Below are 18,718 nucleotides of genomic sequence, written 5' to 3'. Positions count from 1 at the left end.
TGCGCCGCCGTATGGTTGAGGAGCATCACGGATGGCAGTCACCGCCGATGGCAATCGGCCTCCAGACAGGATGTTGCATGAAACCGCAGACCCTATTCCGCTACTGCGCCGCCGCGCTGGTCATGTTGGCCAGCGCAGCGGCATCTGCCCAGGTCACCCGCGCCGAGCGCGCCGATGTCCATGGCCTCACCGATGCCAGCGCCCGTGAGGTAGCCACGCTCATCGCCCAACCGGGCTTCGCCACGGCCGTGACCGGGACCCTGGCCGACCGCCCCGAACGCGGCGTTGCCCTGTCCGCGGTCATGGCGCGTTTCGACCCCGGCGCCCGCACCCAGGCCGCGCGGACGCTGGCCGCGCAGGACCGCCAGTTGCGCCAGCGCAAGGGCCTGCCGGCTGACGGCGCCGACCTGTTGCAGGTACGGGCCTATGTGCCGGCGGGCCGCAGGCTCGCCGATCTGCCGGCGTCGCAGCTGTGGGTGGCGGTGTTGCCGCGCGGCGACGACCGCCACTGGACCACGCTGACCGCATACGACGCGCAGGGCCGCAGCCACGTGCTCGACGCTCGCATCGCCCCCACCTTCCCGGTCCTGATCGTCGACATCGACACACGCAGGGCCGTGCAGGAGGGCATGGCCGTGGTCAACGCCGGGCTGCAGGCGCGCGGCCTGCAATCCCCGGACCGGATCCGCGTGGCGGCCGATGGCACGGCCTCGCTGGACCTCACCCGGCTCGATCGCATCCGCCTGGCCGATGACCAGGAGCCCTGGGCGCTCGGCGGCGCGGAGGTGTTCGCGGTGGTCTCCGGCCTGCAGATCGGTGCGGCCGAGCCGGAAATGGCGACGGTCACCCTGCCGTGGCTGGATCACGACAACACCGACTACACGCCTGGGCAGCCGCTGGTGATCTGGGGCAACTACCGTTTCGATGCAGCCAACGTGCAGTTCTTCGAGGACGACGGCGATACCAACTACCAGGCGCTGCTGATCGCACTGACCGATGGCGTCAAGGCCGCGCTCGGCGTGTTCGTGCCGGAGTACGCGGTGGTCGCCGACATTGCCGGGGCCATCCTCAAGGCGATGCCGACGTCATGGTTCGCCAACGATACCGATTACCTGGACAGCCTCTACCTGCTGCGCCGTGGCGAGAATTACCCCGATCGCATGGGCGCGGCCAACAACGCCAAGGTGACGCTGTCGGCGGTGACCCTCACCGAGTGATGCGCGCGCGGCCGGTGTCGGCGCGGATCGCATCGCAGCCCAGAAAAAAACGGCGGCGCTTTCGCGCCGCCGTTGTCTGTTTCAGTCGCACGCCCGGCTCAACAGCAGCGGCCGCCATTCCTGCCGCCGTAGCGCGCCTCCTGGCGCTCGCGGAAGAAGGTCTTGTAGTCCATTGGCACGCGGTCCGGGTGGTTCTCCAGCACATGGCGCACGTAGTTGTCGTAGTCGGGAATGCCGCAGCACAGGCGCGCGGTCTGCACCAGGCGCCGCCACAACCGGCGATGCGCCTGGTATTGCCCAACGGGAACCAGTTCGGTACTCATCACAGGTCCGCCATCTGGTGCGGCTGCAGTGCCACGTACGGGGTTTCCTTGTCAGTGCGCTGCGGGGTGCGTCGCGCCTGCACGATGGTCTTGATCGCATAGAACAGGATCGAGAACACCACGAACAGGAACAGCACCGTCAGGCTCGTATTGACGTAGGCATTGACCACGATCTGGTGCATCTGGTCCAGGCTCTTGGCCGGCGCGGTGATGGTGCCGGTGGCGATCGCGTCCTGGAACTTGTGCGCCTGCGCCAGGAAGCCCTGGGCCGGATTCTTGTCGAAGATCTTGATCAACCCGGCGTAGGTGGTGCAGATCAGCAGCCACACCGCCGGCACGCCGGTCACCCAGGCAAAGCGCTCGCGCTTCATCTTGAACAGCACCACCGTGCCGAGCATCAGCGCGATACCGGCCAGCATCTGGTTGGAGATGCCGAACAGCGGCCACAAGGTCTGGATGCCGCCGAAGGGATCCTTGACGCCGGTGTACAGCAGATAGCCCCACAGCGCCACGCAGCCGGCCGTGGCGATGATGTTGGCCGTCCACGACTCGGTCTTCTTCAGCGCGGGGATGAAGTTGCCCAGCAGGTCCTGCAGCATGAAGCGACCGGCACGGGTACCGGCGTCGACCGCGGTCAGGATGAACAGCGCTTCGAACAGGATCGCGAAGTGGTACCAGAAGGCCATCATCGCGTTGCTGCCGCTGGGGATGGCCTGGTGCAGGATCTGCGCGATGCCCACCGCCAGCGTCGGCGCGCCGCCGGCACGGTGCAGGATGGTCGGCTCGCCGATCGCCACCGCCGTGGCCTCCAGCTGCTCGGGGGTGATCGCAAAGCCCCAGGTGGTGGAGATGTAGTGCGCGGCCGACACCGCATCCGGACCGATCACCGATGCCGGGCTGTTCATCGCGAAGTAGATGCCCGGATCGATGATCGAGGCCGCCACCAGCGCCATCACCGCGACGAAGGATTCCATCAGCATGCCGCCGTAGCCGATGTAGCGCATGTGGCGCTCATTGGCCAACAGTTTGGGCGTGGTGCCCGAGGCGATCAGCGCGTGGAAACCGGAGACCGCGCCGCAGGCGATGGTGATGAACAGGAACGGGAACATCCCGCCCTTCCACACCGGGCCGTCACCGCTGGCCGCGAACTGGGTCAGCGCCGGCATCTTCAGTTCCGGCATCACGATCAGGATGCCGATCGCCAGCGCCACGATGGTGCCGATCTTGAGGAAGGTGGACAGATAGTCGCGCGGGGCCAGCAGCAGCCACACCGGCAGTACCGAGGCGACGAAGCCGTAGCCGATCAGCATCCAGGTGATCTGGATGCCGGTGAAGGTGAAGGCCGGGCCCCAGGTCGGATCGGCGGCGACCTTGCCGCCGAACCAGATCGCGGCCAGCAGCAGGATCAACCCCACCACCGAGATCTCGCCGATCTTGCCGGGCCGGATGTAGCGCATGTACACGCCCATCAGGATCGCGATGGGCATCGTCGCGATCACCGTGAACATGCCCCATGGACTCTCGGCCAGCGCCTTGACCACCACCATCGCCAGCACCGCCAGGATGATGATCATGATCAGGAAGGCGCCGAACAAGGCGATGGTGCCGGGTACCTGGCCCATTTCCTCGCGGACCAGGTCACCCAGCGAACGCCCGTTGCGGCGGCTGGAGATGAACAGCACCATGAAGTCCTGCACCGCGCCGGCGAGCACTACACCGACGACCAGCCACAACAGGCCGGGCAGGTAACCCATCTGTGCGGCGAGCACCGGGCCGACCAGCGGGCCGGCGCCGGCGATGGCGGCGAAATGGTGGCCGAACAGCACGTGTTTGTTGGTCGGGACGTAGTCCAGGCCATCGTTGTTGAGTACCGCCGGGGTGGCCCGGGTCGGATCCAGCTGCATCACCTTGTCGGCGATGAACAGACTGTAGAAACGGTAGGCGATCAGGTAGATCGACACCGCCGCGACGACGATCCACAACGCGTTGATGTGTTCGCCGCGGCGTAGTGCGACTACGCCCAGACAGAACGCACCGAGCAGCGCGAGCACCGCCCAGCCGAGCTTGGAAAAACCTTTCATGAGATTGCGTCTCCCTGGAGATCGTCGTAAGAGTCTGCCCTGGCACCGACGGGGTCAATGCAAACGCAGGTGCTTGCCGCTAGTACTTTGGTCGTAGGTCGCAACGGGATCGACGCCGCGGCGCGGCCGCCGGCTGCGTCCACGCCGGCCTCTGCACGGGCTGCGAACGCCACGGCTGGAACAATCGGTTGCGGGCGTGGCGATTGGCCCTTGGGCGGTGTGCGCCCATCTTGTTGGCTGGTGTTCTTCTTGCAGGAGTGGAAATGAGCAGCCCAACCCCCGTGCGCGTGCAGCGCACCATCCGTGGCATGGCCACCTCCGACGGTGCCGGCGTGCGCCTGACCCGGGTGATCGGTGGCCCGTCGCTGCCCGACCTGGACCCATTCCTGCTGCTGGACGAGTTCGGCACCGACCGGGCCGAGGACTACATCGCCGGCTTCCCGAGCCATCCGCATCGGGGCTTCGAGACGGTCACCTACATGCTCGACGGGCGCATGCGGCATAAGGACAACCATGGCAACGAAGGCCTGCTTACCCCGGGCAGCGTGCAGTGGATGACCGCCGGGCGCGGGCTGGTGCATTCGGAAATGCCCGAGCAGGAATCGGGGCAGATGCGCGGCTTCCAGTTGTGGGTGAACCTGCCGGCGCGCGACAAGATGACCGACCCCAAGTACCAGGAATTCGCGCCGGAGCGCATTCCGGTCGCCACCCCGGCGGCAGGCGTGCAGGTGAAGGTGATTGCGGGCCAGGTCGGTGACGTGGCCGGGCCGATCGCGCAGCCGGCGACCGATCCGGTCTACCTGGACATCACCCTGGCCGCAGACGCGCGCTGGGACTACGCGCTGCCCGAGGGGCACAACGCGTTTGCCTACGTGTTCGAAGGCGGGGTGACGGTGGGGCAGGGCGAGGACGCGCGCCCCGTGGCGCGCCAGGAACTGGCGGTGCTGGGCGGTGGCGAGTTGCTCCAGCTGCAGGCCGGTGCCGAGGGCACGCGTCTGATCCTGGTGGCCGGGCGCCCGTTGCGCGAACCCGTGATGCGCCACGGTCCGTTCGTGATGAACACCCGGCAGGAACTGATGCAGGCCTTCGTCGATTTCCAGGAAGGCCGCTTCTGACGCCAGGGGCACGGGAGTAGAGCCGAGCCATGCTCGGCTGCTTCCCATTCCGGTGCCGATCTCGCGGGCAGCCGCAGGGCAGCCGCCGGGCAGGATGACGCCACGCGCCGAGCATCGCTCGGCGCTACCAGTGACGTCGACGCCGTGGGGGACGCGCGGGGATGGCGGCGTCATCCCCATCCCCGTCAGCGCCCTGCGGCAACCGCCGTCGGGTTCAGGTTCATGCCCTGGGTCAATGTCTGCAGCGAACCCAGCTCCTGCGCATCGCCGGCGTACAGCGAGATCTGCGCGTAGCGGTTCTTGTCGAATTTCACCACCGTGATGCGGCGGTTTGCATAGCCCGGGGGCTCCTGGCCGCCCAGGTCGGGCTGGTACCAGTACAGCGATTCGCCCGCGAACACGCCTTTTTCCTGGCGCAGTGGCCGGGTCAGCGGCACGTCCGGGTTGCGCGCGCTGAGCAGCAGGCTCAACACCTCGCGACCGTCGCCGGTGGTGGCCTTGCACAGCAGGAAATCGGCTTGCGCCTGCTGCTGCCATTGCAGGCCGCTGCTGGCGGGAAGGGACGGACATTCGGTCGGCGACTGGGCCGACGCGGCCGCAGCGGACAACGACAGGCTCAGGCACAGGGCAGCGCGCAGGATGTTCATTGGTTCCCCCAAGGTCGGAATGGCCGCACGGTCGCCTGGCAGGTGATTCCGGTGGCCGCAGACAACCCATGCCGACAGTGCGCCATCCCCGTGCGCGTCCGGAACCCCCCGTCTGCCAAGTGACGACGCGGTGATTCTGACCTTAACGGAATGTGACTGGATCTACAAATAACCGTTTCAAGTGATCCCAATGGTGGCCGGGAGCCCCAGGCGGCCCCCGGCCGGAAACACTCAGCGCGGCTCTGCCCCGATCCACTTGTAGGCGATGCCGCCGATCATCCCGCCCAGCAACGGGGCCAGCCAGAACAGCCACAGCTGGCCCAGCGCACCACTGCCGGCAAAGACGGCCACGGCGGTGGAGCGGGCCGGGTTTACCGAGGTGTTGGTCACCGGGATGCTGATCAGGTGGATCAGGGTCAGGGCCAGGCCGATGGCGATCGGCGCGAAACCTGCCGGGGCCTTGCCGTGGGTGGCGCCCATGATCACCACCAGGAACACGGCGGTGAGCACCACTTCGCACAGGAACGCGGCGGCCACGCTGTAGCCGCCGGGCGAGAGCGCGCCGTAGCCATTGCTGGCAAACGCACCGGCCTGGCTGCCATCGATGGCGAAGCCGGGCGCGCCGGAGGCAATCTGCAGGAGGATGGCGCCGGCGAGCAGTCCGCCCAGCACCTGGGCGACGATGTAGGGCAGCAGGTCGCGGGCGGGGAAGCGGCCGCCGGCCCACAGGCCCACGCTGACCGCCGGGTTGAAGTGCGCGCCGGAGACGTGGCCGAACGCGTAGGCGCCGGTCAGTACGGTCAGGCCGAAGGCCAGTGCCACGCCAAGGAAACCGATGCCCAGCGGATTGCCATCACCGCCGAACTTGGCCGCCAGCACGGCGCTGCCGCAGCCGCCAAGGACCAGCCAGAACGTGCCGAGGAACTCCGCGGCCAGACGTTTGCCCATGCTCATCGATCGTTCTCCACGAGATGCCCGGGTCGGGCAGGCAGAACGTAGCTGAATAACGGTTCATGTGGGTGAAGGCGCCGTCAAGGCGCCGACCAACGGTTGTCCGCTCAGTAGCTGGGCAGCGGAATGAATTCCTTGTCGTCGCCGGGGATGGTGCCGAAGCGGCCCGCGTCCCAGTCCTGTTTGGCCTGTTCGATGCGCTCCTGCGAGCTGGAGACGAAGTTCCACCACAGATGGCGCGGGGCATCGAGCGGCTCGCCCCCCATCAGCATCGCCTTCACCGGGGTCTTGGCGCGCAGGCGGCCGCGCGCATTGTGCTCGGGGATGATCAGGTGCTGGGCAGGCAGGTCCACGCCGTCCAGCTGCGCTTCGCCTTCAAGGATGTAGAGCGAGCGCTCCACGTGGCCGGTGTCCAGATCGATTTCCGCACCGGGGTCCAGGTCGATGGCCACGTTGAGGGTGTCGGCGAACACCTTCACCGGGGATTCCTCGCCGTAGGCTCGGCCGGCGATGATGCGCAGCCAGGCGCCGTCGCGGCGCTGCTGGGGCAGGGTGGCGGCGGCATGGTGGTAGAACGCCGGGTCGGTTTCTTCGGCGCTTTTGGGCAGGGCCAGCCAGGTCTGCATACCGTGGATGGGGTGGTCGTGTTCGCGTTCCGGCGGCGGGGTACGTTCGGAGTGGGCGATGCCGCGGCCGGCGGTCATCCAGTTGACGTCGCCGGGGCGGATCACCTGGTCCGAGCCGAGGGTGTCGCGGTGGCCGATAGCACCGGACCAGAGGAAGGTGACGGTGGCCAGGCCGATATGCGGGTGCGGGCGGACATCGATGCCGGTGCCGGGGGCGAGGACGGCCGGGCCCATCTGGTCGACGAACACGAACGGGCCGACGCTGCGCGCCTGCAGGGTGGGCACGGCGCGGCGCACCTGCAGGCCGCCGATGTCGTGGACGCGGGGGGCGATGATGGTGGTCATGCGGGCTTTCTCGCTGGCGTGGGCAGGCGTGCAGGATGGCACGCAGGCGGGGCCGCCGCATGCCCCACCCGGGTAACAGGGTGTTGCGCTGGGCGCCCCAAAAAAATCAGCGTTCTTCTGCCTTCCGCATGGCAAGTGGAGGCGTGCGTTGACGCTTTCCAGGCGCGGCGGTGGGTGGATCGGGCGCTGGGACCAGATGAGCCTGGTTTCCCCCATACGTACCGCAAGCGAGCCCCGTAGCAGCCGGTAGGCCCCTGGGCAAAATAAAGGAGGAGGCCGCCCCGCGGCCGGGGGACATTTGCGCCAGGGGCCTACCGGCTGCTACGGGGCCCCTCACGCTCGCGACAGACCCGAGCGAAGACAGAGCCCGGCACTGCTCGTCCACCCGCGCGTCGTGCCGACTCTGCGAACGCCCTTGCAACAAGACGCTTCCCTCAGGTGGGAGAAGAACCAAAAGCAAGGCAGGAGGCCACCCCGCGGCCGGGGGACATTTGCACCAAGCGCCTACCGGCCGCGACGGGTCCCCGACGCTCGCGGCAGACCCGAGCGGAGACGCCACCGCAGTCTCACTACGCCTCACTACCCGATGACGCCCACATCGCCGTGCGCCCTCTGCTGCCGTTGGAACAAGATTCCTCTCCAGTGGGAGAAGAACCAAAAACAACGCCACCTTTCGGTGGCGTCGTCAGTGCATCGTTGTCGGCAGGAAACTCAGACCGCCGGCTCGCGCAACACGGCATCGTCCCAGCCCGGGCGCGGGGCGAAGCGATCGCCGTGACGCTGCTGCAGCACCTTCAAACGCTCCACCAGCGCATCGGCGCCGGTGGCGCGGATGTACTGGATCGGACCGCCGCGGAACGGCGCGAAACCGGTGCCGAAGATCACGCCGGCATCCAGCAGGTCGGCATCGGCGACCACCCCGTCATGCAGGCACGCCACCGCTTCGTTGAGCAGCGGCAAGATCAGCCGGTCTTCCAGGTCGGCGGGGGCCTGGTAGTTGGCCGGCACGTCGGGCTTCTGCGCGCGCCCGTTTTCCCACTTATAGATGCCCTGACCATCCTTCTTCCCGCGCTTGCCCTGCTCGACAGTCTGCAGCGCAGCCGGAATCTGCAGCCCCAGGAAGGGGGCCAGTTCCTTGCCCACGCCTGCGGCCACGTCCAGGCCTACGGTGTCGAGCAGTTCGATCGGGCCCATTGGCATGCCGAACTTCACTGCCGCCTTGTCGATGACCGGACCGGGAATGCCCTCGGCGTACGCGGTGGCCGCTTCCAGCATGTACGGGAACAGCACGCGGTTGACCAGGAAGCCCGGGGTGCCCGCCACCGGCACCGGGAACTTGCCCAGTGCCTTGCAGAACGCGGCCAGGCGGCGCTCTGTTTCAGGCGCCATCCCGTCGTGATGGATGATCTCCACCAGCGGCATCTGCGCGACCGGATTGAAGTAGTGCAGGCCGGCAAACTGCGCCGGGCGCTCGATGTGGTCGCGCAGTTCGATCAGCGGAATCGAGGAGGTATTGGTGGTCAGCAGCGCGTCGGCCTTCATCTTCGGCTCCAGCGTCTGGTACAGCGACCGCTTGGCCTGCGGATCCTCGATGATCGCCTCGATCACCAGGTCGGCCAGGGCCACGCCTTCGCCGGCCAGGTCGGCCTTGAGCCGGGCGGCCACGGCCGGGCGCTTGCTGTCGTCCTTCACCTTCTTGGCAAACAGCGCCTGCGCACGTTCCATCGCCGGATCGATGAAGCGCTGCTCGCGGTCCTGCAGGGTCACGTTGAAGCCCTTGAAGGCCGACCACGCGGCGATGTCGCCGCCCATCACGCCGGCACCGACCACGTGCACGTGGCGGATGCCGTGGTCCTTGCCACCGAGTGCCTTGAGGCGTTCGGTGAGGAAGAAGATCCGGATCAGGTTGCGTGCGGTGGGCGTGCTGGCCAGCTTCACGACCGCGCGGCGCTCGGCGTCCAGGCGCACCTGGATCGGGCTGCCCCCCGTGCGTGCCCAGGTGTTGATCAGCGCGTACGGCGCCGGGTAGTGGTCCTTCTTCGCCTTGCGCGCGACCTGCTTGGCCATCTGCGGCGCCAGCAGCTTGCGCGCCAGCCAGGTGTTGGTTGCCCAGGCGGTCGCGCGCTGCTTGAACGGGCGGGTGGTCCCGGTCAGCGCCAGGGCCACCGCCGTATCCAGCAGCACCGCCGGGGCGACGACCTTGTCGACCAGGCCGATGCCGCGCGCGGCCGATGCCGACAGGGTGCGGCCGGTCAGCATCATGTCCATCGCCGCCGGAGCGCCCACCAGCTGCGGCAGGCGCGAGCTGCCCCCCCAGCCGGGGAAGATGCCGAGCTGGGTTTCAGGCAGGCCGATGCGGGTGGAAGCGTCATTGGAGGCCACCCGGTAGCGGCAGGCCAGGGCCAGTTCGGTGCCGCCGCCCAGGCAGTGCCCGTGGATGGCCGCCACGGTCGGGCAGGGCAGTTCGGCCAGCTTCTGGTACGTGCTCTGGCCGCGGCGGATGGCGTCGTTGACGGTGCCGCGGCGGTCGAATTCCTGGAACTCCTTCAGGTCGGCACCGGCGATGAACCCCGCCGGCTTGATCGACTGGATCACCACCGCCTTGGGCGGGTCCATGCCGATCCGTTCGATCAGGTCACCCAGTTCCAGCAACACGTCCTGGGACATGGCGTTGACGCTGCTGTCCTGGCGGTCGAGGCTGAGCACCACGACACCATCATCACGGATCTGCGGGTGCCAATGTGCGAAGCGGAGCCCATCGAAGCCTGAAAGCATGGGGACGTTCCATCCGGTTGTGTATGGAGAAGGGGGCTATGATCCAGAGGTTGTTTCCTCCCCGTCAAATCCCTATAGCTGGGGAAGGGCAGGCCCGGATCATTGCCGTGAACGGGAACCTTAACGGAACGGTGGTTAAAAGCTGGTGCGGCGTCGTGTGATCGGTCGCTGAACTTTTCCCGGGATTGGCAGTCTCATTGCTCGACGTCGGTCGGGCTGACAGGAGTGCGGCCCCACATGGCCGAGGTTGAAACACCACAGGAGCTGGACCTGGAGCTGGTCCGGCGCGTGCAGCGCGGCGAGAGTGCGGCGTTCGATGTCCTGGTGCGCAAGTACCAGCATCGGATCGTGGCACTGATCGGGCGCTACATCGCCGACTGGAGTGAATGTCAGGACGTCGCCCAGGACACGTTCGTCCGCGCGTATCGCGCGATCGGAAGTTTCCGTGGCGATGCCCAGTTCTATACCTGGTTGCACCGGATTGCCGTGAACACTGCCAAGAACCATCTCGCCGCCCACAACCGCCGCCCGCCTACCGATGACATCGACATCGGGGACGCCGAGCAGTTCGACAGCGGTACCCGCCTGCGCGACACCGACACGCCGGAACGCGAGTTGATGCGCCAGGAGCTGGAACAGACGGTGATGAAGGCCGTCTCGGCGCTGCCGGAAGAACTGCGATCGGCCATCACCCTGCGCGAGGTGGATGGGCTGAGCTATGACGAGATCGCGCAGAAGATGGGGTGCCCGATCGGCACCGTGCGCTCGCGGATTTTCCGTGCGCGCGAGGCGATCGACACCGAACTTCGGCCACTGCTGGACATCGGCAGTGCCACCCGCGAGAAGAGCCGCGTATGAGCCAACACATGCCTACCCCTGGATCCACCGGCGCCGCGCCGGACAAACTTGATGCCCATAACCGACAGCAGTTGTCGGCCTTGATCGACGGCGAGCTGTCGGCCGACGAGGCGCGCTTCATGCTGCGCCGGCTCGAGCACGACGATGCCCTGGCCGGCTGCCACGAGCGCTGGCAGCTGCTGGGCGACGTGCTGCGCGGCCAGGCCTGCGCGCCGGCACCGCTGGACTTTGCCGGGCGTGTGCGCCTGGCCGTGGCCGAGGAGCCGCTTCCGCAGCGCGTCAGCCCCGATGCCGAACGCCGCAGCGAGGTCCGCCGCAGTGGTTGGCGGCGGTGGGGCGGTGGCGCCGCCCTGGCCGCATCGGTGGCGGCAGTGGCGATGTTCATGACCCGCGAGCAGTTGCCGGCGCCGACCCCGCTGCAACCGGCGGCCACCACCGTCATCGCCAGCCAGGCGGAACGGCCGACCCCGGCGCCGACTCCGGCCCCGGCATCGCCGCCTGCGCCGGTGCAGTCCGCCGTGGCGGTGGCCGCGGTGCCGGCGGCGGCAGTCGCCGCGGCTGGCCGCCGCCAGGAGGTGGCCGCGGTCCGTCGCGCCAGCGCCACGCGCACCCAGCAGGCCGCGCGCAGTGCCGCCGAGCGGAGTGCCGAGCCGCAACGCGCACTGGCCAGCCAGACGCCGCTGGCGCCCGGCCTTCCGGTCGCTACGGCCACGGCCCGACAGCTGCCGTTCGGCGACGTCGCCAGCCTGCAGGCCAAGCCGTGGCCGCGCTCGACCCTGGCCCCGGCCGCCGGTGGGGCGCTCAATGCGAGTTTCTCCACGCAGGAGCCGCAGGCCGCGTTCTACCCGTTCGAGCCGCGCCTGCAGGAGGTCGACCCGGCCGCCCCCGCGCCGCGCCGGCATCGCGACTGAGTCCTGCCGTCGCGCCCCGTTCCCGCTCCCCCCGTGTCCGGCCACCTGGCCGGAACGGCCCCGCTTTTCCCACGTCCCGATCCGGAGGCTGACGCCCGATGACTCCCCGCATGCGTAGCCAGGCCATGACCCTGCTGGCCCTGACCCTGCCGTTGATGGCCTGCGCCCAGGCGCCGGCACCTGCCGCTCCCGCCGCCCCGGCCCCCGCCGCCGCGCCGCGCGCCCCCGCGCCGCAGCTGGTCAGCGGCCTGCCGGACTTCACCAACCTGGTCGAACAGGTCGGTCCCGGCGTGGTCAACGTCGAAACCACCATCGTGCGCAGCAACCGCCCGGCCCGCGGCATGGGCCCGGGGGGCGACGATGAGATGCCCGAATTCTTCCGGCGCTTCTTCGGCCCGGACTTCCAGATGCCGGGGCAGGGCCCCGGTGGCCAGGACGACAGTCCGCGCATCCAGGGCCGTGGCATGGGCTCGGGCTTCATCATCTCCGCCGACGGCTACGTGCTGACCAACTACCACGTGGTCGCCGATGCCAGCGAAGTGAAGGTCAAGCTCGGCGACCGCCGCGAGTTCACCGCCAAGGTGGTCGGCAGCGACCAGCAGTACGACGTGGCCCTGCTCAAGATCGACGGCAAGAACCTGCCGACCGTGCGCGTCGGCGATTCCAATACGCTCAAGCCGGGGCAGTGGGTGGTCGCGATCGGCTCGCCGTTCGGCCTGGATCACTCGGTCACCGCCGGCGTGGTAAGCGCGGTCGGGCGCAGCACCGGTGGTGCGGATCAGCGCTACGTGCCGTTCATCCAGACCGACGTGGCCATCAACCAGGGCAATTCGGGCGGTCCACTGCTCAATACCCGCGGCGAAGTGGTCGGCATCAATTCGCAGATCTTCTCTGCGTCCGGCGGCTACATGGGCATCAGCTTCGCGATCCCGATCGACCTGGCGATGGGCGCGGTGGAGCAGATCAAGAAGAGCGGCCGGGTAGTCAGGGGGCAAATCGGTATCGCGCTGGATCCACGTCCCATTGATGCCACTATGGCGGAAGGATTGGGTCTGCCCGATACACAGGGGGCTTTGATCAATGAGGTGGTGCCGGGGAGCCCAAGCGACAAAGCCGGCTTGCAGCAGCTTGATGTCGTCCGTTCGGTAAACGGTCAGACGATCCGGGACTCGTCTCAGGTGCCGCCGATGATTGGCATGATGGCGCCTGGTTCGAAAGCGGTGTTGGGGGTCATTCGTGGCGGGAAATCGCGCGAGTTTACCGTCATGGTCGGCGCGGAGGCTACGGCCGCTCAGCGCGGCGCGCGTGATGGCGAGGCTACGCCAGAATCCAGAGCTTCCGTTGCCAATCAGATGGGATTGGCAGTGACTGACATTGATGAAGTCACCCGCAGGAATCTCGGGCTGAAGGCGGGCGGGGTCAGGATTTCAAGCGTCACTGGCGCAGCGGAGAAGGCTGGGCTTCGATCGGGGCTGATTATCACGCAGGTTGGAAGGGTCAAGGTCGAAAACGCCGCTCACTTCAGCAACCTTGTGAAAGATGCCAGGAAAGGAGATGCGGTAGTCCTGTTGGTTCATTACCCTCAGGAAGGTGCAAGCCGCTTCGTGGCGGTCAGCATCAACTGAGGGCCTGAATCGGCAATGGCGCGTGAGGTTCCGCGCCATTGCCATTTTTTTATGCTCCTCTGAGCTCAGGCCTGGGTATTGTTTGGAACGCAGTGGCCGTTCCCGCTGCTGTCGATAAAGCAGCACTCGTGGAAGTCACAGATTTTGTATATTCGGGCGAACGAACTTACAGGTGCTGTCGCGCTGAGGGCTAAAATCGCAACGAGGGCAATTTTGCGCTTTTTCATTGTTGAGTCCTGTCGGTTGTTTGATGGCCAGGTGCCGTAAACGTGCGGCAATCAATGTTTAATATGCCCGGATCCTTGGTTCAAATTGTTGATTTTTATAGATTATTGAGGATTCATTGACTTCGACCCTGGCTGGGTCGTGTTGGTGCACTGGAGCGCTTGTCTGGCCCCCTCCGTCCGCTTGAGAGGGGGCGGGGGAGAGTGTGGGGGGGGCGGGCTCTTGGCCCGAGAGAGATGTGCGACAATGCGCAGTCATCCTGACGACGCGACGCGCCGCCGCCACCTATGTCTTCTGATTCGATGCGGTTCATCCGCAACTTCTCCATCATCGCCCACGTCGACCACGGCAAGTCCACGCTGGCCGATCGCATCATCCAGCTTTGCGGCGGCCTCCAGGCCCGCGAAATGGAGGCGCAGGTGCTCGACTCCAACCCGATCGAGCGCGAGCGTGGCATCACCATCAAGGCCCAGTCGGTCTCGCTGCCGTATGTCGCCAAAGACGGCCAGACCTACCACCTGAACTTCATCGACACCCCCGGGCACGTCGACTTCTCCTATGAAGTCAGCCGCTCGCTGGCCGCCTGCGAAGGCGCGCTGCTGGTGGTCGATGCGGCCCAGGGCGTGGAAGCGCAGTCGGTCGCCAACTGCTACACGGCGGTCGAGCAGGGGCTGGAAGTGGTGCCGGTGATCAACAAGATCGACCTGCCCACCGCCGACATCGACCGGGCCAAGGCCGAGATCGAGGCCGTCATCGGCATCGACGCCACCGACGCGGTCGCGGTCAGTGCCAAGACCGGCCTGAACGTGGTCGACGTGCTGGAGGCGATCGTGCAGCGCATCCCGCCGCCGGTGCCGCGCGATACCGACAAGCTGCAGGCGCTGATCATCGACTCGTGGTTCGACAACTACCTAGGCGTGGTCTCGCTGGTGCGCGTGATGCAGGGCCAGATCAAGGCCGGCGACAAGCTGCAGGTGATGTCCACCGGCCGCACCCACCAGGTCGACAACGTCGGCGTGTTCACCCCCAAGCGCAAGGTGCTGCCGGCGCTGCGTGCCGGTGAAGTGGGCTGGGTCACGGCCAGCATCAAGGACGTGCACGGCGCGCCGGTGGGCGACACCCTGACCCTGGCCGCCGACCCGGCCGCCAAGCCGCTGCCGGGCTTCCAGGAAATGCAGCCGCGCGTGTTCGCCGGCCTGTTCCCGGTCGACGCCGAGGACTACCCGGATCTGCGCGAGGCGCTGGACAAGCTGCGCCTGAACGACGCGGCGCTGCGCTTCGAGCCGGAAAGCTCCGAGGCGATGGGCTTCGGCTTCCGTTGCGGCTTCCTGGGCATGCTGCACATGGAAATCGTACAGGAGCGCCTGGAGCGCGAGTACAACCTGGACCTGATCAGCACCGCGCCGACCGTGGTCTACGAGGTGCTCAAGACCGACGGCACGATCATCAACATGGACAACCCGGCCAAGCTGCCGCCGGTGAACCATGTGCAGGAGATCCGCGAGCCGATCATCCGTGCCAACGTGCTCACCCCCGAGGAGTACATCGGCAACATCATCAAGCTGTGCGAAGAGAAGCGCGGCAGCCAGATCGGCATCAACTACCTGGGCAGCCAGGTGCAGATCAGCTATGAGCTGCCGATGGCCGAGGTGGTGCTGGACTTCTTCGACAAGCTCAAGTCGGTCAGCCGGGGCTACGCCTCGCTGGATTACCACTTCGTGCGCTTCGATGCCGGCCCGTTCGTCCGCGTGGACGTGCTGATCAATGGCGACAAGGTCGACGCACTGTCGCTGATCGTGCACCGCAGCCATGCCGACCGCCGCGGCCGCGAGCTGTGCGAGAAGATGAAGGAACTGATCCCGCGCCAGCAGTTCGACGTGGCGATCCAGGCCGCCGTCGGCTCGCAGATCATCTCCCGCACCACGGTCAAGGCCATGCGCAAGAACGTGCTGGCCAAGTGCTATGGTGGCGACGTTTCGCGCAAGAAGAAGCTGTTGGAGAAGCAGAAGGAAGGCAAGAAGCGCATGAAGCAGGTCGGCCGCGTGGAAATCCCGCAGGAAGCCTTCCTGGCCGTGCTGCAGATGGACAAGTAAGGCTGGACGGCATCTCCCGCGCCGCGCGGCACCGCCCTGGTGCCGCCGGGCGCGCAGGACAGGCATCCGCACCGCTGCAACCGTTCCCAAGGACACTGCATGAAATTGTTTGAGATCCTCCTGGTCGTATTGACGCTGGGCTCGGGCCTGGTCCTGCTGGCCGACCGCCTGTACTTCGCCAAACGGCGTGCCGCCCGTGCTTCGCTGCTGGACACCGAGCCGGTGCTGGTGGACTACGCGCGCGCGTTCTTCCCGGTGCTGGCGATCGTGCTGGTGGTGCGCAGCTTCATCGCAGAGCCCTACAAGATCCCGTCCAGCTCGATGATGCCCAACCTGCTGATCGGCGATTTCATCCTGGTCAACAAGTTCTCCTACGGCCTGCGCCTGCCGCTGAACAACGCCAAGGTCGTGCCGCTGGGCGAGCCCAAGCGTGGCGACGTGGTGGTGTTCCACTTCCCGGGCCATTCGGACAACGATCCGGCCAAGGGCGAGAACTTCATCAAGCGCGTGATCGGCGTGCCGGGCGACCAGATCGTGTTCCAGGGCAACGGCCTGATCCTCAACGGCGAGCCGGTCAAATACGACAACAAGGGCCTGTACGCCGGTCACCGTGGCCAGGGCGAGGGCAGCCAGCTGCTGGTCGAGCACCTGCCGGGGCGCACCCACACCGTGCTGGAGACCGAGTACCCGCGTGGCGAAGGCCAGTGGACCGTGCCGGCCGGCAAGTACCTGGTGATGGGCGACAACCGTGACAACAGCGATGATGGCCGCTTCTGGGGCCTGCTGCCGGAGGAAAATCTCCGCGGCAAGGCGTTCCTGATCTGGCTGAACTGCTCGGGCTGGTTCTGCAAGGACGGTTTCGAGCCGTCGCGGATCGGTACGGGTATCAATTGATCCATGGCACAGGCGTATCTGGGGAGAACGCAATGAAGACGATGAACACGCAGCGCGGCATGACCTTGACCTCGTTCCTGGTGGTGCTGATCGTGATTGGTTTCGGCCTGTACATCGGCATGAAGCTGTTCCCGATGTATCAGGAGTACTACGCGGTACGTTCGGCGCTCAAGGGCCTGGCCAAGGAGCCGGGCGTGGGCAAGATGGAACCGGCGCGCGTGCAGGACATGTTCTTCAAGCGCCTGAACATCAGCTACTCGGAAAATGTGAAGCCGGCCAACGTCAAGTTCGATCGCATCGACGGTGGCTGGAACATGAAGGTCGACTACGAGGTCCGCCGCGAACTGATCGGCAACCTCGACGTAGTGGGCAAATTTGATACGAACCAGGAATTGACCCTCAACGGTGTCGACTAAGACTTTCCAACGCGGTGACCGCATCGGTCACGCCTTCCAGGATCCGGGCCTGCTCCAGCAGGCCCTGACGCATCGCAGTGCCGGGTCGCCGAACAACGAGCGGCTGGAGTTCCTTGGCGACAGCATCGTCAACATGATGGTGGCCCAGGCGCTGTACCAGCGCTGGCCCAAGGCCGATGAAGGCGCGCTCACCCGTGCCCGCGCCGAACTGGTGCGCGAAGGCGCGCTGGCGGTGATCGCCCGCACCCTCGAGCTGGGCGACCGGCTGATCCTGGGGCCTGGCGAAATGAAGACCGGCGGCCATCGCCGCGATTCGATCCTGGCCGACGCCCTGGAGGCGGTGGTGGCGGCGATCTACCTCGACGCCGGCTTCGCGGCCTGCCAGCAGGTGGTGCTGCCCTGGTTCGGTCCCTCGATGGAGGCGCTGCCGGCCACCGGCAAGCCCGAGAAAGACCCCAAGACCCGCCTGCAGGAATGGCTGCAGGCCCGACAGAGGACGCTGCCGCTGTACGAGCTGTTGTCAGAGTCGGGTGACGACCATGCCAAGACCTTCCGGGTACGCTGCGGCGTAGCCGATCCCGCTGTCAGCACCGAAGGCGAAGGTGCCTCGCGACGGCTGGCCGAACAACAGGCGGCTGCGGCCGCCCTCGAGCAACTGGATTCCAAGTGAGCGAAGCAACCTCCCATCATTGCGGCAGCGTGGCGGTCATCGGCCGCCCCAACGTCGGCAAATCCACCCTGACCAACGCCCTGGTGGGCGCCAAGGTCAGCATCGTGTCCAACCGTCCGCAGACCACGCGGCACCGGCTGCTCGGCATCGCCAGCTACCCGGAAGGGCAGTTGGTGCTGGTGGACACGCCCGGCCTGCACCGGGTGCAGAAACGCGCCATGAACCGGGTCATGAACCGCGCCGCGCGCGGTTCGCTGGAAGGCGTGGACGCGGGCATGCTGGTGATCGAAGCCGCGCGCTGGGACGAGGAGGACACCCTGGCCTTCAACGTGCTCAGTGACTCGGGCATCCCGGTGGTGCTGGTGGTCAACAAGGTCGACCGCCTGAAGGACAAGGCCGCGCTGCTGCCGTTCCTGCAGCAGGTCACCGAAGGCCGCACGTTCGCCGCCGTTCATCCCATTTCGGCGCAGAAGCGCAATGGCCTGGAAGCCCTGGTGCGCGACCTGCTGAAGCTGTTGCCGGAAGCGCCGCCGATGTTCGGCGAAGATGAGATCACCGACCGCAGCCAGCGCTTCCTGGCCGGCGAACTGGTCCGCGAACAGTTGATGCGTCAGCTGGGCGAGGAACTGCCGTACGCCACCACGGTGGAGATCGAGCGCTTCGTCGAGGACGGCAACCTGCTGCGCATCGGCGCGGTGATCTGGGTCGAGCGCGAGGGCCAGAAGGCGATCGTGATCGGCAAGGGCGGCAGCCGCCTGAAGGACATCGGCGCCAAGTCGCGCATGCAGATGGAACGGCTGTTCGGCGCCAAGGTGTTCCTGGAGACCTGGGTGCGCGTGCGTGAAGGCTGGTCCGACGACGAAGCCGCGCTGAAGGCGTTCGGCTACGAATAAGCCGGGCAGGCGTGTCGTCCACCGACGGCCGCCGGCCTGCCACCTGCCTGCCG

Annotated in this window: 16 protein-coding genes; 10 read left to right on the top strand and 6 right to left on the bottom strand. The window is 66.9% G+C overall.

The window, feature by feature from the left end:
- Window positions 1-77 precede the first annotated feature (77 nt).
- Window positions 78-1,217 carry a DUF3103 family protein gene (locus AC1DGC_RS03170; RefSeq protein ID WP_478047189.1) on the top strand — a complete coding sequence of 380 codons (1,140 nt, stop codon included), beginning with the start codon at window positions 78-80 and terminating at the stop codon, window positions 1,215-1,217.
- Window positions 1,218-1,315: 98 nt separating this feature from the next.
- Here the strand turns inward: AC1DGC_RS03170 and AC1DGC_RS03165 are convergent, their stop codons facing one another.
- Both AC1DGC_RS03165 and AC1DGC_RS03160 read right to left on the bottom strand, forming a co-directional pair.
- On the bottom strand, window positions 1,316-1,540 hold the full coding sequence (locus tag AC1DGC_RS03165; protein ID WP_256775765.1) for a YbdD/YjiX family protein: 225 nt from the start codon (window positions 1,538-1,540) through the stop codon (window positions 1,316-1,318).
- The gene (locus tag AC1DGC_RS03160; protein WP_259206123.1) at window positions 1,540-3,621 is read right to left on the bottom strand and encodes a carbon starvation CstA family protein; all 2,082 of its coding nucleotides are present in this window, start codon (window positions 3,619-3,621) and stop codon (window positions 1,540-1,542) included. Before AC1DGC_RS03160 ends, AC1DGC_RS03165 begins: the two co-directional genes overlap by 1 nt.
- A gap of 263 nt (window positions 3,622-3,884) precedes the next feature.
- Here AC1DGC_RS03160 and AC1DGC_RS03155 point away from each other — a divergent pair, with 263 nt between their 5' ends.
- On the top strand, window positions 3,885-4,736 hold the full coding sequence (locus tag AC1DGC_RS03155) for a pirin family protein (protein WP_449336311.1): 852 nt from the start codon (window positions 3,885-3,887) through the stop codon (window positions 4,734-4,736).
- Between the two features lie 185 nt (window positions 4,737-4,921).
- Here the strand turns inward: AC1DGC_RS03155 and AC1DGC_RS03150 are convergent, their stop codons facing one another.
- The 4 genes from AC1DGC_RS03150 to AC1DGC_RS03135 form a co-directional block, all read right to left on the bottom strand.
- Window positions 4,922-5,383: a hypothetical protein gene (locus tag AC1DGC_RS03150; RefSeq protein ID WP_259206120.1), complete on the bottom strand. Its 462-nt coding sequence runs from the start codon at window positions 5,381-5,383 to the stop codon at window positions 4,922-4,924.
- Between the two features lie 231 nt (window positions 5,384-5,614).
- Window positions 5,615-6,337, bottom strand: a complete 723-nt coding sequence (gene aqpZ, locus AC1DGC_RS03145; RefSeq protein ID WP_259206118.1) for an aquaporin Z — start codon at window positions 6,335-6,337, stop codon at window positions 5,615-5,617.
- A 104-nt stretch (window positions 6,338-6,441) separates the two neighbouring features.
- Complete coding sequence (locus tag AC1DGC_RS03140; protein ID WP_259206116.1) at window positions 6,442-7,305, bottom strand: pirin family protein; 864 nt, start codon at window positions 7,303-7,305, stop codon at window positions 6,442-6,444.
- A gap of 711 nt (window positions 7,306-8,016) precedes the next feature.
- Window positions 8,017-10,080 (bottom strand): 3-hydroxyacyl-CoA dehydrogenase NAD-binding domain-containing protein, encoded by a 2,064-nt coding sequence (locus tag AC1DGC_RS03135; protein WP_394160978.1) that lies wholly within the window; start codon window positions 10,078-10,080, stop codon window positions 8,017-8,019.
- 237 nt (window positions 10,081-10,317) lie between these two features.
- Between AC1DGC_RS03135 and rpoE the strand changes: the two genes are divergently transcribed.
- The 8 genes from rpoE to era all read left to right on the top strand — a co-directional run bounded on the left by rpoE (window position 10,318) and on the right by era (window position 18,665).
- A complete protein-coding gene (rpoE, locus tag AC1DGC_RS03130; RefSeq protein ID WP_259206109.1) occupies window positions 10,318-10,938 on the top strand; it encodes an RNA polymerase sigma factor RpoE in 621 nt (206 codons plus the stop codon).
- A gap of 8 nt (window positions 10,939-10,946) precedes the next feature.
- A complete protein-coding gene (locus AC1DGC_RS03125) occupies window positions 10,947-11,849 on the top strand; it encodes a sigma-E factor negative regulatory protein (protein ID WP_478047188.1) in 903 nt (300 codons plus the stop codon).
- Window positions 11,850-11,947: 98 nt separating this feature from the next.
- Window positions 11,948-13,474 (top strand): Do family serine endopeptidase, encoded by a 1,527-nt coding sequence (locus AC1DGC_RS03120; protein WP_449335999.1) that lies wholly within the window; start codon window positions 11,948-11,950, stop codon window positions 13,472-13,474.
- 527 nt (window positions 13,475-14,001) lie between these two features.
- On the top strand, window positions 14,002-15,792 hold the full coding sequence (gene lepA / locus AC1DGC_RS03115) for a translation elongation factor 4 (RefSeq protein WP_394161295.1): 1,791 nt from the start codon (window positions 14,002-14,004) through the stop codon (window positions 15,790-15,792).
- A gap of 99 nt (window positions 15,793-15,891) precedes the next feature.
- Window positions 15,892-16,686: a signal peptidase I gene (gene lepB / locus AC1DGC_RS03110; protein ID WP_259206103.1), complete on the top strand. Its 795-nt coding sequence runs from the start codon at window positions 15,892-15,894 to the stop codon at window positions 16,684-16,686.
- A 32-nt stretch (window positions 16,687-16,718) separates the two neighbouring features.
- A complete protein-coding gene (locus AC1DGC_RS03105; RefSeq protein ID WP_259206096.1) occupies window positions 16,719-17,102 on the top strand; it encodes a DUF4845 domain-containing protein in 384 nt (127 codons plus the stop codon).
- Entirely contained in the window at window positions 17,092-17,772 is a 681-nt protein-coding gene (gene rnc, locus AC1DGC_RS03100) for a ribonuclease III (RefSeq protein WP_259206094.1), read from the top strand. The genes AC1DGC_RS03105 and rnc overlap by 11 nt, the downstream gene beginning before the upstream one ends.
- The gene (era, locus tag AC1DGC_RS03095; protein WP_478047187.1) at window positions 17,769-18,665 is read left to right on the top strand and encodes a GTPase Era; all 897 of its coding nucleotides are present in this window, start codon (window positions 17,769-17,771) and stop codon (window positions 18,663-18,665) included. Before rnc ends, era begins: the two co-directional genes overlap by 4 nt.
- The last annotated feature ends 53 nt before the right edge of the window (window positions 18,666-18,718 follow it).

This window comes from Stenotrophomonas sp. 05N37 (assembly GCF_056397365.1).
Note: the sequence above shows the minus strand (reverse complement) of the source record. Positions and strands in the feature narration are given on the sequence as shown.